Source organism: Acidovorax sp. MR-S7 (genome assembly GCF_000400995.2).
In the GTDB taxonomy this organism is placed as follows: domain Bacteria; phylum Pseudomonadota; class Gammaproteobacteria; order Burkholderiales; family Burkholderiaceae_C; genus MR-S7.
In genome coordinates this window covers 1-12,698 of record NZ_DF238945.1, presented here as the reverse complement: position 1 = coordinate 12,698, position 12,698 = coordinate 1, and the positions used below count along the sequence as shown (strand labels likewise).

The 12,698-nt window shown below is 67.7% G+C and carries 11 protein-coding genes and 1 pseudogene; 6 read left to right on the top strand and 6 right to left on the bottom strand.

Annotated elements, in window-relative coordinates:
• On the top strand, positions 1-798 hold a 798-nt coding region (locus AVS7_RS15410), incomplete at its 5' end, for a site-specific integrase (protein WP_020229231.1).
• A 67-nt stretch (positions 799-865) separates the two neighbouring features.
• Positions 866-1,216: pseudogene (locus tag AVS7_RS15405) on the top strand (7-cyano-7-deazaguanine synthase); the annotation flags it as partial.
• Positions 1,217-1,235: 19 nt separating this feature from the next.
• Here AVS7_RS15405 and AVS7_RS15400 read toward each other — a convergent pair.
• Entirely contained in the window at positions 1,236-2,426 is a 1,191-nt protein-coding gene (locus AVS7_RS15400; RefSeq protein WP_020229229.1) for an MFS transporter, read from the bottom strand.
• The gene (locus AVS7_RS15395) at positions 2,423-2,968 is read right to left on the bottom strand and encodes a GNAT family N-acetyltransferase (RefSeq protein ID WP_020229228.1); all 546 of its coding nucleotides are present in this window, start codon (positions 2,966-2,968) and stop codon (positions 2,423-2,425) included. Before AVS7_RS15395 ends, AVS7_RS15400 begins: the two co-directional genes overlap by 4 nt.
• Before the next feature lie 104 nt (positions 2,969-3,072).
• On the opposite strand from AVS7_RS15395, the gene AVS7_RS15390 reads away from it, so the two are divergent.
• Positions 3,073-3,963 (top strand): LysR family transcriptional regulator, encoded by an 891-nt coding sequence (locus AVS7_RS15390; RefSeq protein WP_024001652.1) that lies wholly within the window; start codon positions 3,073-3,075, stop codon positions 3,961-3,963.
• Here AVS7_RS15390 and AVS7_RS15385 read toward each other — a convergent pair.
• The gene (locus AVS7_RS15385; protein ID WP_020229226.1) at positions 3,884-4,948 is read right to left on the bottom strand and encodes a 2-isopropylmalate synthase; all 1,065 of its coding nucleotides are present in this window, start codon (positions 4,946-4,948) and stop codon (positions 3,884-3,886) included. The two genes, AVS7_RS15390 and AVS7_RS15385, sit on opposite strands and share 80 nt — an antisense overlap.
• 325 nt (positions 4,949-5,273) lie before the next feature.
• Here AVS7_RS15385 and AVS7_RS15380 point away from each other — a divergent pair, with 325 nt between their 5' ends.
• The 3 genes from AVS7_RS15380 to AVS7_RS15370 all read left to right on the top strand — a co-directional run bounded on the left by AVS7_RS15380 (position 5,274) and on the right by AVS7_RS15370 (position 9,275).
• On the top strand, positions 5,274-6,146 hold the full coding sequence (locus AVS7_RS15380; RefSeq protein WP_020229225.1) for a helix-turn-helix domain-containing protein: 873 nt from the start codon (positions 5,274-5,276) through the stop codon (positions 6,144-6,146).
• Between the two features lie 106 nt (positions 6,147-6,252).
• A complete protein-coding gene (ilvD, locus tag AVS7_RS15375; protein ID WP_020229224.1) occupies positions 6,253-8,115 on the top strand; it encodes a dihydroxy-acid dehydratase in 1,863 nt (620 codons plus the stop codon).
• 278 nt (positions 8,116-8,393) lie between these two features.
• The gene (locus tag AVS7_RS15370) at positions 8,394-9,275 is read left to right on the top strand and encodes a LysR family transcriptional regulator (RefSeq protein WP_020229223.1); all 882 of its coding nucleotides are present in this window, start codon (positions 8,394-8,396) and stop codon (positions 9,273-9,275) included.
• 60 nt (positions 9,276-9,335) lie between these two features.
• On the opposite strand, the gene AVS7_RS15365 is transcribed toward AVS7_RS15370, so the two are convergent.
• From AVS7_RS15365 to AVS7_RS15355, 3 genes are all read right to left on the bottom strand, one after another.
• Positions 9,336-10,571, bottom strand: coding sequence for a dihydrolipoyl dehydrogenase (locus tag AVS7_RS15365; RefSeq protein WP_234450024.1), 1,236 nt, complete (start codon positions 10,569-10,571; stop codon positions 9,336-9,338).
• A 161-nt stretch (positions 10,572-10,732) separates the two neighbouring features.
• A complete protein-coding gene (locus tag AVS7_RS15360; RefSeq protein WP_020229221.1) occupies positions 10,733-12,325 on the bottom strand; it encodes an IS91 family transposase in 1,593 nt (530 codons plus the stop codon).
• Positions 12,326-12,429: 104 nt separating this feature from the next.
• A partial coding sequence (locus AVS7_RS15355) for an aconitase B (RefSeq protein WP_024001649.1) occupies positions 12,430-12,698 on the bottom strand: 269 nt, incomplete at its 5' end.

The following is a 12,698-nucleotide window of genomic DNA, read 5'->3' as shown; positions in this document are numbered from 1 at the left end:
TCTACCCAGACCACCCCCGCGCCAGTGCTAGCTTTGCGTACCGTCACTTATTGCACTGAAAACGAGGAGACCCCGCTTTGCCGCGAAATTGTGATGCAGGTCTTCCGTTGGGTTATAGAACGCGGCCAGAAGGTTGAGAATCCGGCCGATCTGGTGCGCCCGTCGACTATTGCAAAGTTTGAGCCGCGAGATCGAGCACTTACGCCCGATGAAATCGGCTTGATGTACCAGTACATGGAGCGCATTGGCACCACACCTTCGATCCGCGCGGCCGCCAAGTTGCTGTTGCTGACGATGGTACGCAAAAGCGAACTGACCAACGCAACGTGGAGCGAAATCAATTTCACCGAAGCGCTCTGGACAATCCCCAAGGAGCGGATGAAGCGCCGCAATCCCCATTTGGTGTTCCTGTCTAGGCAGGCGCTTGACATTTTCATAGCTCTGAAAACCTTCGCGGGCGGCTCGGAGTACGTGCTGCCATCGCGCTATGACTCGGACTTGCCGATGAGCAGCGCCACGCTCAATCAGGTGCTCACGCTGACCTATCGTCTGGCCCAGAAGGAAGGGCAGTTGCTTGGCAAGTTCGGACCGCACGACTTGCGGCGTACAGCCAGCACGCTGCTGCATGAGGCGGGCTATAACACCGACTGGATCGAGAAGTGCCTTGCGCACGAACAGAAGGGCGTTCGAGCCGTCTACAACAAGGCCGAGTACCGCGATCAGCGCCGGGCAATGCTACAGGATTGGGCGGACATGATTGACGAGTGGACAATCAGGAAGCCCCGCCTCAAGGACTGATTCGGAGTCTTGAGACCTGCATTTTGTAGCGAAATGCCCACTTCGGTGGGCTTTTTTTTTGTCCGTAAAGCTGGACGTGCTGGTGGGCGGCATGTGCGAAACGGATTTTTCCGGCTATCCCGACTGCCGCGACGACACCATCAAGGCGCAGCAGGTGGCGCTCGGCCTGGGCCTGGGCGCCCGGGTCACGATCGAGACGCCGCTAATGTGGATCGACAAGTCCGAAACCTGGGCGCTGGCCTATCAACTGGGGGGCGATGCCCTGGTCGAGACCATCGTCGAGGAAAGCCACACTTGCTACCTGGGCGAACGTGGCGCGCGGCACGACTGGGGGTATGGCTGCGGCGAATGTCCGGCCTGCAAGCTGCGCAAGATCGGCTGGGAAAAATGGGTGGTCGCGTCCGCCGCCGAAGGTTGAGCGCCCGGGCGGCGGCGGGTCAGGCGGTGGCCGCGCGCACCCGCCCGATGAATGTCCAGCGCAGCGCCAGCGCGGCCGCGAAGATGGCCGCCGCCAGGCCCACCGACACCGCCATCGCGCCGCGCGCGCCGTGGCTCTCCACCAGATAGGCGTAGGCCACCGGCGCGGTGGCCGTCAGCAGGAAGCTGGGAATCAGCAGCGCGCCGACCAGCGTGCCGTAGCTGCGGAAGTCGAAGAGCGCCAGCGGCAAGGTGCCGCGCGTGATGGTGAGCAGGCCGTTGCACGCCCCGTACAGCAGGGCATAGGCCGCGGTGGCGTAGAGATTGCCCCCGGACAGCAGCGCCAGCAGGAAGCACAGGGGCAGCACCGTTCCCACCGCCAGTGTCAGAGTGAGGGGGTGCAGGCGCGAGCCCAGCGCCACGTCGGCCAGGCGCGCCGCGAACTGGCCCACGCCCCACAGCGCGGCGACGCTGACGGCCGCCGCCGCGGCCAGCCCCAGGCCGGACAGCAGCGAGATCAGATGCGCCGCGTTGCCGGCCGCGAGGAAGTTGGTCAGCATGGCGATCAGGGCATACAGCGCGCCCGCCAGGCGGCGCTCGCCCAGGCTGCGGGCCAGGCCCGTGGCGGCCTTGTCCTTGGCGCCGGCCGGGGCGGCGTAGCGCTCGCGCGGCAGCGCCAGGTACAGCGGCAGCGTGGACAGCGCCAGGGCGCCGTAGGCCAGCACCGCGCCGCGCCAACCCAGCCAGCCCGCCAGCGCATGGCCGACCGGCCACATCACGGTGGATGCCAGGCCGCCGAACAGCGTGATCTGGGACATGGGCCGGCGCGCGGTGGGGCCGGCCGCGCGCGCCAGGGAAGCGAACGCCGCGTCGTACAGGCATAGCCGCATGCCAATCCCCAGCGCGATCCAGGCCAGGTAGTAGAGGGCCAGGCCGTGCGCGGCCGCCAGGAGCGCGCAGCCCAGCGCGGCCACCACGGCGCCGGCGGGCATCACGCGGTGCCCGCCCCATCGGTCCACCGCCAGGCCGGCCAGGGGCGACACCATGGCCATCACCACGATGGCGGCCGAGAAGCCGCCGTACACGGTGGCGGCGTTCCAGCCCAGGTCGGCCGCCATGGCCGGTCCCAGGGCGCCGATCAGGTAGAAGGTCACGCCCCAGCCGACCAGTTGGGTCAGGCCCAGGCAGACGATGGCGCGGGGCGGAATCACGGCCGGACGGGGGGCGTGGTGTCGCCTTCGCCCAGCGCGCGCTGCATCAGCACCGTGTCGCGCCATTCGCCATGCTTGTGCCCCACGGACCGCAGCGTGCCCGCGGCATGGAATCCCTGGCTGGCGTGCAGCGCCAGCGATGCCGCGTTGCGGCTGTCGCCGACCACGGCCAGCATCTGCCGCCAGCCGGCGGCGGTGCAGCGGGCGATCAGCTCGGCCAGCAGCCTGCCGCCGATGCCCAGCCCGGAGCGGCCCGTCTTCACGTAGACCGAATCCTCCACCGTGTGCCGGTAGGCCGGGCGCGGACGGTAGGGGGTGACGTAGGCGTAGCCCACGATCTCGCCGTCGATCTCGGCCACCAGGTAGGGCATGTCCTTCTCCAGCACGGCGGCGCGGCGCTGGCGCATTTCCTCGATGGAGGGCGGCTCCAGCTCGAAGGAGGCCGTGCCGTGCTGCACGTGGTGGGCATAGATGGCCTTGATGGCGGGAAGGTCGGCCGGCGCGCTGTCGCGAACGAGGAAGGAGGGGGTGTTGGAGGGCATGGAAGGGCGTGGCGAAAGACGAGTGCTCAGTGTCGCGCAAGCTCATGTATTAATAAAGCTTTGGTTTATTATGATTTTCATAAGTAAAACTTTGGGTTGATGCAATGCGGGGTCTCAATCTGGATCAGTTGCGCACCTTTGCGCTGGTGGCCGAACTGGGCAGTTTTTCCGCCGCCGCGGAACGCAGCGGCGTGACGCAACCCGCCGTCAGCCTGCAGATCCGCCAGCTGGAACGGCGCTTCGGGCTGAAGCTGGTGGAACGGGTCGGCCGCCGCGCCGGCCCCACCGCGGCCGGGCTGGAACTGCTGGAGCACGTCCGCGTCATCGACGCCGCGCTGGCCCAGGCCGAACTCGCCATGACGGCGCACGCTTCCCAGGTATCCGGCCGCATCCGGCTGGGCACCGGCGCCACTGCGTGCACCTATCTGCTGCCGCCGCTGCTGGCCGACCTGCGGCGCCGCTTCCCGGCGCTGGACATCGTCGCCAGCACCGGCAATACGTCGGACATGCTGCGCGGGCTGGAGAACAACACGCTGGACATCGGGCTGGTCACGCTGCCGGCGCCGGGCCGCATGTTCGAGGTGACGCCGGTGCTGGAAGACGAATTCGTGGCGATCTTCCCGGCCCGGGATCCCGCGTCCATTCCGGCCGCCGCCACGCCGCAGGCGTTGGCGCGGCTGCCGCTGGTGCTGTTCGAGCCCGGCGCCCGCACCCGGCGGCTGGTGGACGACTGGTTCGAGGCCGCGGGCGTGGCCGCCAAGCCCGTCATGGAGCTGGGCAGCACCGAAGCCATGAAGGAAATCGTGGGCGCCGGCCTGGGCTGCGCGGTGCTGCCCAGGTTGTCGGTATCGGGCGCAGGCGCGCGCCCGGCGCTGGCGGTCCGGCCGCTGGCGCCGCGCCTGTCGCGCAGCCTGGCTATCGTGTTGCGCCGGGATAAGCCGTTGAGCCGGGGCCTGCGGCATCTGCAGGAGGCGCTGCTGGCGTTGCGTGGGTGAACGCATAAGGGTGGAACACGTCCACCGGCAGTTGGTTGCAGGCCTCGATGCAGGCGCGCACGGTCGCCATGTCCGAAAAATCCAGGCCGCTGCGGATGCCGTGCAGGTCCAGGTTCATGGCCAGCGTCACCAGGTCCACATTGCCGGTGCGCTCGCCGTTGCCAAACAGGCAGCCCTCCACGCGGTCGGCGCCAGCCTGCACCGCCAGCTCCGCCGAGGCTACGGCCGTGCCGCGGTCATTGTGCGGATGCACGCTCAGGACGATGCTGTCGCGGCGCGCCAGGTGGCGGTGCATCCATTCGATCTGGTCCGCGTAGACGTTGGCCGGGGTGCATTCCACGGTGGACGGCAGGTTGACGATCATCTTGTTTTCGGGCGTCGGACCCCAGGCGGCGCTGACCGCATCGCACATCTCCAGCGAGAATTCCAGCTCGGCCAGGCTGAAGGTCTCGGGGGAGTATTCGTAGATCCATTGCGTCTCGGGGCGCGCATCCGCCAGCGCTCGGATCTGGCGCGTGCCGGCCAGCGCGATCTCCTTGATTTCGGCCTTGCTCATGCCGAACACGATGCGGCGCCATTGCGGAGCGATGGGGGCGTACAGGTGCACGATGGCGCGGGGAACGCCGCGCAGCGATTCGAAGGTGCGTTCGATGAGGTCCGGACGCGACTGGGTCAGCACTTCGATGGTCACGTCCTCGGGAATGCGGCGTTCCTCGATCAGCTTGCGCACGAAGTTGAAGTCCGTGTCCGAGGCCGAGGGGAAGGCCACTTCGATTTCCTTCAGCCCCACGGCCACCAGTTGTTCGAAGCAGCGCAGCTTGCGAGCCGCGTCCATGGGCTCGATCAGGGCCTGGTTGCCGTCGCGCATGTCGGTGCTCATCCAGATCGGCGGCGCCGTCAGCCGGCGCGACGGCCAGGTGCGCGCGCGGTAGTCGCGGGTGAAGGGAAGGGTGGGGCGGTATTTGTGTTGGGGCTGGTCGAGCATGGAAACCTCCGGCCGCGGGGGCGCGGCGCGTGTCGGCCGCCCGCGTACGCAAGGGGGCGGGACGGCCAGGTCAGGGGGAGGTGGCGTCAGGACCCGTCAGGGGCCCAGGGCTGTCGGGCGGCCACGGAGCGCAAGGCCCGGCAACCGCGCGCTAGTCGCAGCGCCCGCGCGCAGCCCGCCGGCGCCAGGGCGGCGTGGAAGTCGGCGGAGGCGGACGAGCGGGGCATGGGCGTGTCGGGCGTGGGGAAATGCGGCAGGGGATGCGAGGATGATAGGTACACTGGGAAAGACCGTCTAACGCCATTCGGACCGCAATCGTCGCAAAATGGACAAGCCCGCATCCGCCGCATCCGCGTCCAGCCCCCGCAAGCCCGCGGACCTGGACCTTTTTCCCTACGAATCCTCGAAACGCCCCGTGGCCGGGCTGGCCGTGGACTATGAAGACGGCCACCGCATCCGGCGGCACCGGCACCGGCGCGCCCAGCTGGTCTACGCGATCTCGGGCGTCATGGTGGTGGATACGCCCGCCGGGATCTGGGTGGTGCCGCCCACGCGCGGCGTCTGGGTGCCGGCCTGGATGCCGCACGGCATCCGCATGAGCGGCGAACCGCGCATGCGCACCGTGTTCGTTGAACCGGGAGCGGCCGCGCACCTGCCCGCGGAGTGCTGCGTGCTGTCCATCTCGCCATTGCTGCGGGAATTGATGGTGGCGGCGGCCGAGGTGCCGCTGGACTGGGCGCCCGACACGCGCGATGGCCGCCTGATGATGCTGCTGCTGGACGAATTGCGTCAGGAACCCGTTCTGCCCTTGCACTTGCCGCAGCCCGTCGAGCCGCGCCTGGCGCGCATCTGCCGCGCCATCGTGCGCCACCCGGAACGCCAGGATGGCGCGGCGGATTGGGCGCGCGAGCTGGGCGTGGACCCCAAGACCGTGCATCGCCTGTTCCTGCGGCATACGGGCATGACGTTCGGACGCTGGCGCCAGCAGGCGCGCCTGCTGGCGGCCATGGAGCGGCTGGCGCGCGGCGAGCGCGTGCTGGAGGTGGCGCTGGACCTGGGCTATGAAAGCCCCAGCGCGTTCGCGGCCATGTTCCGCAAGGCGGTGGGCGAGCCGCCCAGCGCGTTCGCGGCCATGTTCCGCAAGGCGGTGGGCGAGCCGCCCAGCGCGTTTGCGGCCCGCGGCATGGCGTCCGCCTGATGGCCGCGAAGGGGCCTGGCGGCGGCCGCCGAGCGGCGGGGCCTGGATCCAGCGTATTATTTACCGTTTCGCCGCCCACGCTAACAGAACCAGCCTGAGACAAATCATGCCGCACTACCGTTCCCGCACCTCGACCCACGGCCGCAACATGGCCGGCGCCCGCGCCCTGTGGCGCGCCACCGGCATGAAGGACGGCGATTTCGGCAAGCCGATCATCGCGGTAGTGAACTCGTTCACGCAATTCGTGCCGGGCCACGTGCACCTGCGCGACCTGGGCGCCCTGGTCGCCCGCGAAATCGAAGCCGCGGGCGGCGTCGCCAAGGAATTCAACACCATCGCCGTGGACGACGGCATCGCCATGGGGCACGGCGGCATGCTGTATTCGCTGCCCTCGCGCGAGCTGATCGCCGATTCGGTGGAGTACATGGTCAACGCGCACTGCGCCGACGCCATGGTCTGCATCTCGAACTGCGACAAGATCACCCCGGGGATGCTGATGGCCGCGATGCGCCTGAACATCCCGGTCGTTTTCGTTTCCGGCGGCCCGATGGAAGCCGGCAAGGTGAAGTCGCCCACCGACGGCAAGGTGATCGCCAAGATCGACCTGATCGACGCCATGATCAAGGCCGCCGACCCCAACGTGTCGGATGCCGACGTGGCCGAGGTCGAGCGCAGCGCCTGCCCCACCTGCGGCTCCTGTTCCGGCATGTTCACGGCCAACTCGATGAACTGCCTGACCGAAGCCATCGGCCTGGCGCTGCCGGGCAACGGCACCATCGTGGCCACGCACGCCTGGCGCAAGGGTTTGTTCGAGCAGGCCGGCCGCCTGGTCGTGGACCTGTGCCGCCGCTACTACCAGGAAGACGACGAGTCGGTCCTGCCGCGCAGCATCGCCACCAAGAGCGCGTTCCAGAACGCCATGGCGCTGGACGTGGCCATGGGCGGCTCCACCAACACCGTGCTGCACCTGCTGGCCGCGGCGCAGGAAGCCGGCGTGGACTTCACCATGGCCGACATCGACCGCATTTCGCGCAAGGTGCCGTGCCTGTGCAAGGCCGCGCCCGCCACCGACAAGTACCACATCGAAGACGTGCACCGCGCAGGCGGCATCCTGGGCATCCTGGGTGAACTGGCGCGCGCCGACCTGCTGGACCTGTCCTGCGGCAACGTGCACAGCGGCACGCTGGGCGACGCCATCCGCAAGTGGGACGTGGCCGGCGATGCGGGCGAGGACGCGCAGAAGTTCTACCGCGCGGCCCCCGGCGGCATCCCGACCACGGTGGCCTTCAGCCAGGACGCCACCTTCCTGACGCTGGACACCGACCGCAAGACGGGCTGCATCCGCAGCAAGGAAAACGCCTATTCCAAGGATGGCGGCCTGGCCGTGCTGTACGGCAACCTGGCTGAAAAGGGCTGCATCGTGAAGACGGCCGGCGTGGACGAGTCGCAATGGGTCTTCACCGGCCGCGCGCGCGTCTTCGAAAGCCAGGACGCCGCCGTGGAAGGCATCCTGGGCGACCAGATCGTTCCGGGCGACGTGGTGGTGATCCGCTACGAAGGCCCGAAGGGCGGTCCCGGCATGCAGGAAATGCTGTATCCCACGTCCTACCTGAAGTCCAAGGGCCTGGGAAAGAGCTGCGCGCTGTTCACCGACGGCCGCTTCTCGGGCGGCTCGTCGGGCCTGGTGATCGGCCACGCGTCGCCGGAAGCGGCGGAAGGCGGCACGATCGGCCTGGTGGAAGAGGGCGACGTGATCGAGATCGACATCCCGAACCGCAAAATGCATCTGGCCGTGTCCGACGAGGAACTGACGCGCCGCCGCGCGGCGATGGATGCGCGGGCCGACGGCTGGGAACCCGTGGGCCGCGAGCGCGTGGTGTCGCAGGCCTTGCAGGCCTACGCGGCGCTGGCCACGTCGGCCGATCGCGGCGCAGTCCGGGATCTGTCGCAGTTGAAGCAGAAGCGTTGATCGTTGAGGGCTTCTGAAGAACGGCGCCTTCGTGGCGCCGTTTTTTTTGCGCGGTGGGCCACCGCGCGGCGCAGAACTATTTGTTGGGAGAACGCCTGCCGCGCGCGCCATCCATCCGGCGGCGGGGTTAAAGTGGCGATAGCCAATCGACAATCGACATTGACCATCGGACGTCGCCTGTCGGCAAGCCCTACCGCCCACCGACTCACCCACCTCCACCACCCGCGCCAGGCGTCTGAAGAACACAATCGACCGACTCGCCCGAAGGAGCCCTCCCCATGTCCCTGAACTCTGATGCATTGCGGCTGTTCCTGGGCGTCGTGGACGCCGGATCGCTGAGCGCGGCGGCCGAAGTGCTGGGGCATACCGCGTCGGGCGTCAGCCGGGGTCTGTCGCGGCTGGAAGAAGACCTGGGGGTCACGCTGCTGAACCGGACCACGCGGCGTATGGAGCTGACCGAAGAGGGCAAGCATTTCCTGCCCAAGGCCCGCCAGATCGTGGCCTCGCTGGAAGAGGCGGAAGAATGCATGCGCATGGTGCATCAGCGGCCGGCGGGGCGGTTGCGGGTGGACGCCTCGGTGCCGGTGATGCTGCACTGCGTGGTGCCGCACGTGGGGGAGTTCCGGCGCCAGTATCCCGGCATTTCACTGGAACTGACCAGCAACGACCGCATCGTGGATTTGATGGAGCACCGCACCGACGTTGCGCTGCGCATGGGGCCGCTGACGGATTCCACGCTGCATGCGCGCGCGTTGCGGTCGTCGCCGCGCTGGGTGATGGCCAGCCCGGACTATGTGGCCCGGCGCGGCGCGCCCGCGACGGTGGACGAACTGCACGGACACGAGGTGCTGGGATTTACTCAGCCCGAAAGCCTGAACGTCTGGCCCGTGCGGCACGCGGGCGGGTCGAGTTATCTGGCGGTGCCCACGCTGGCGACCTCCAGCGGCGAGACGCAGCGGCAACTGGCGTTGCGCGGGGTGGGCATCGCCTGCCTGTCCGACTTCGTGGTGCGCGAGGACATCAAGGCAGGCCGGCTGGTGAAACTGATGGAATCCGAGCACACGGACTACCTGCAGCCCATGCACGCCGTTTACCACCGCAACACCCAGCTGTCGCGGCGCATCGCGTGTTTCCTGGATTTCTTCGCGGCGCGGATGTGACCCGAGCCGGGGGCGCGCCTGGGCGCGGCCCCCTGCCCGTTCTTTGCGCCTTTGGGCCGCCTACGCGTGCAGCGCGCGGCCGAAGGCCGACAGCACCGATTCGTGCAGCGTTTCCGACAGGGTCGGATGCGCGAACACGGTGTGCATCAAGTCTTCCTCCGTGGCTTCCAGCGATGCCGCCACGCCGTAGCCGGTGATCAGCTCGGACGCTTCGGGGTGGATGATGTGCGCGCCCAGCAGTTCGCCGGTTTTCGCGTCGAACACCGTCTTCACCAATCCCTGGTCCTCGCCCATTGCGATCGCCTTGCCGTTGCCCGCGAAGGTGAACTTGCCGACTCGGATTTCGCCGCCGTTCTGCTTGGCGTGCTCGCGGGCGCGGGCCTCGGTCATGCCGATGCTCGCCACCTGCGGATAGGAATAGGTGCAGGCGGGGATGCGCAGCGGGTCGATGGGATGCGCCGGCTTGCCCGCGATCGCCTCCACGCACAGCACGGCTTCGTGGCTGGCCTTGTGGGCGAGCCAGGGCGCGCCGGCCACGTCGCCGATGGCGTAGACGCCCGGTTCGTCCGTGCGGCACAGCCCGTCGGTGACGATGTGGGTCTTCTCCACCTTGACGCGGGTGCGTTCCAGGCCGAGGTTCTCCACGTTGCCGACGATGCCGGCGGCGACGATGACGCGCTCGACTTCCAGTTCGCTTTGCTTGCCTTGCTGATCCAACACGACCTTTACGCCGGTCGCGGTAGCCGACGAGGCCTTGACCGCGCATTGCGTCAACACGCGGATGCCTTGCTTCTCGAAGGCCTTGCGGGCCAGCTGCGAGATCTCGGCGTCCTCTTGCGGCAGGATGTCGGCGGTCATGTCGATCAGCGTGACTTCCGCGCCCACGGCGCGGTAGAAGCTGGCGAACTCCGCGCCGATGGCGCCCGCGCCCACGACCAGCAGCGATTTCGGGAGGTCGGCGGGAACCAGGGCCTGGCGGTAGGCCCAGATGCGCTCGCCCACCGGCAACGCCGGCAGTTCGCGGGCGCGCGCGCCGGTGGCCAGGACGATGTGCGGCGCGGACAGCGTGGCGCCGCTGTCCAGCGCCAGCTTGCCGGCGCCCGCCAGCTTGGCGCTGGCGCCGAACACCGTCACGCCGTTCTTCTTCATCAGGTGGGCCACGCCTTGTCCCAGGCGGCCCGCCACCTTGCGCGAGCGCGCCACCATGGCGGCCAGGTCGGGGCGCGCCTCGCCCGCGCCCGTCACGCCGTAGTGGGCGGCTTCGCGGCAGGCGCGGCGGATAGGAAATCCAACCACAGGAGGACGATTATGGCCCAGGTTTTGGGCATCACAGGCCTTCAGGCTGAGCCTGCCTGAGCGCTTGATCAGCGCCAGTAGCCCGAGATTTTTCGGTTTGCACATTTTTTGGCAGTGACAGACGCAGCCCTGCCGCGCGGCCAAACCGCTGCTGCCTTCCCTTACCAACTGACGCGCTGATCGACCTCAAAGTCCGGCGCCGGTTGGGCCGCCTCGCCCCAATCTGGCTCAACCTCGACACCATCGCCCATCGGCACATCGCACCCATCCCACAGCGGCGGCCCGCGTGCTGGCGCGATGCGAGGCGGCTCTGTCTCCACCCCGATGTGCTCCAGGATGTGCCGGAGGTCGGCACTGTAGGTGATGAAAGCGATGATGCGCATCTGGCCACCGCAGAGCGGGCACAACAGCGGCAACACCTCGTAGATGCGGGCGATCAGCACCGCCCACAGAATGTGAGCTGAGCGTTTGGGCAGAGCTGGCTGGGTGGGCTCGGGCTGGCTGGGACCACCGACCGTGGCCACTCCCATGGCATCCACCGCTGCGGTCACACCGCCTGGCTCGGGCTGTGCCGTGCCCGTGCCCGCGCCTGCGGTTTGGCCTGCGCCCAGTGCAACCGCCGCAGCCCGCAGGGGTGAATTGGGCGCCAGCACGCCGTAGTACCGGTGGCGGTGCGCACGCGGTGGCGGCACCAGCGCGGCAAGGCGGTCGATGAGTTCGAGCGGCGTGAGGTGCAGTTCGTCGGCCCGAACACCTCGCTTTGCCTTGCGTTGGTCGCGCCGGTCACTGCCAGGCTCGCTGTGCTGCTTGGCGCAGCGGTAAATGAGCTCACTGCCCGCTTTGCGCAGCCTATCCAGCGCAAACGGGGGCCGTGCGCAGTAGCGCAGCAGGCGCTCCAGGCCCGCTCGGTCTTGTGCTGCTATGCACACGCTGGTGTCTACCGAAAACCCACTGTGTTTGTACCCCAGCATCTCCTGGGCCTCGAAGCCTTCGAGCAGGCCCCGGCCCACAAAGGCGCGCAGGATGCGCCGACGCAAACTGGCCTGGGCTTGGGTCACCGCTTCGGGGTCGATGCCGATAGCCGGGTGAAACATGACGCTGATCGCTGTGGTGCGGGTGCCCTGCTCACTCGCCTCCCCTGCCACCGCCTCAAACATGCCATCGACCACGCACACATGGAAATGCACATGCTCGTTCAGGCTGGAGCCAAAGCGGTGAATGAAGGCGACTGCACCGATGTGCAGGGCGGCCTTGTTCGCATGCGCTGCGCATGGGCTGTTGGCTTGCAGGGTTTGCTCAATGACGCGCAAGAAGATGCGCAACACCATGCCCAGCACCACGCTGTCGCGTTGCATAAAGTAGCGCAGCCGCTTGGGAACCGACAGCACCCACTGGCGCACTGGCAGGCGGGGGAAGACGTGGTCGGTGAGGTGTGCCGCTGTCTCGGCCATGCGCCGCGTGGTGCACGAGGGGCAGACGCCCCGGCCTTTGCAGGAAAAGGCCACCAGAAAGTCGTGTCCGCAGTCGTCGCAGCGGGCACGGGCAAAGCCGTGGGCAAAGATGCCGCATTCCAGGTACTTGGCAAACGCTTGGCGCACATAGGGCTTGGGGCTGCGGTGGTCGCCCTGGCCGTCGAACTGGCCGGCGCTGGCCAGATCAAGCCAGGTCTCGTAATGCTCGGCCACCGTTTGGTAGAGCAGCGTGCGCTCGGGGTGGCGCGGGTTGTAGAGCTTGGGCTTGGAGGTGGCTGGCATAAATACTGTGTAAATACACAGCATTCTGCAGACTTCTCCTCAGCCAGGCTACGCAGCAAAACGGCCCCGAAGGGCCGTTTGTTGTTTCAGGGAGCCATCGCCGCTCAGGCAGTCGCTTCCTTGGCGTTCTCCACATATTCTTCGATCTGGTCGAAGTTCAGGTACTGGTAGATCTTGTCGCTGCTCTGGTTAATGACGCCCACGTCGGCCAGATATTCTTCCTTGCTGGGAATACGGCCCAGCTTGGAGCAGATGGCCGAGAGTTCGGCTGAGCCCAGGTACACATTGGTGTTCTTGCCCGGGGTCTCCTCGTTTTCAGTGCAATAAGTGACGGTACGAAAAGCTAGCACTGGCGCGGAGGTGGTGTTGGTAG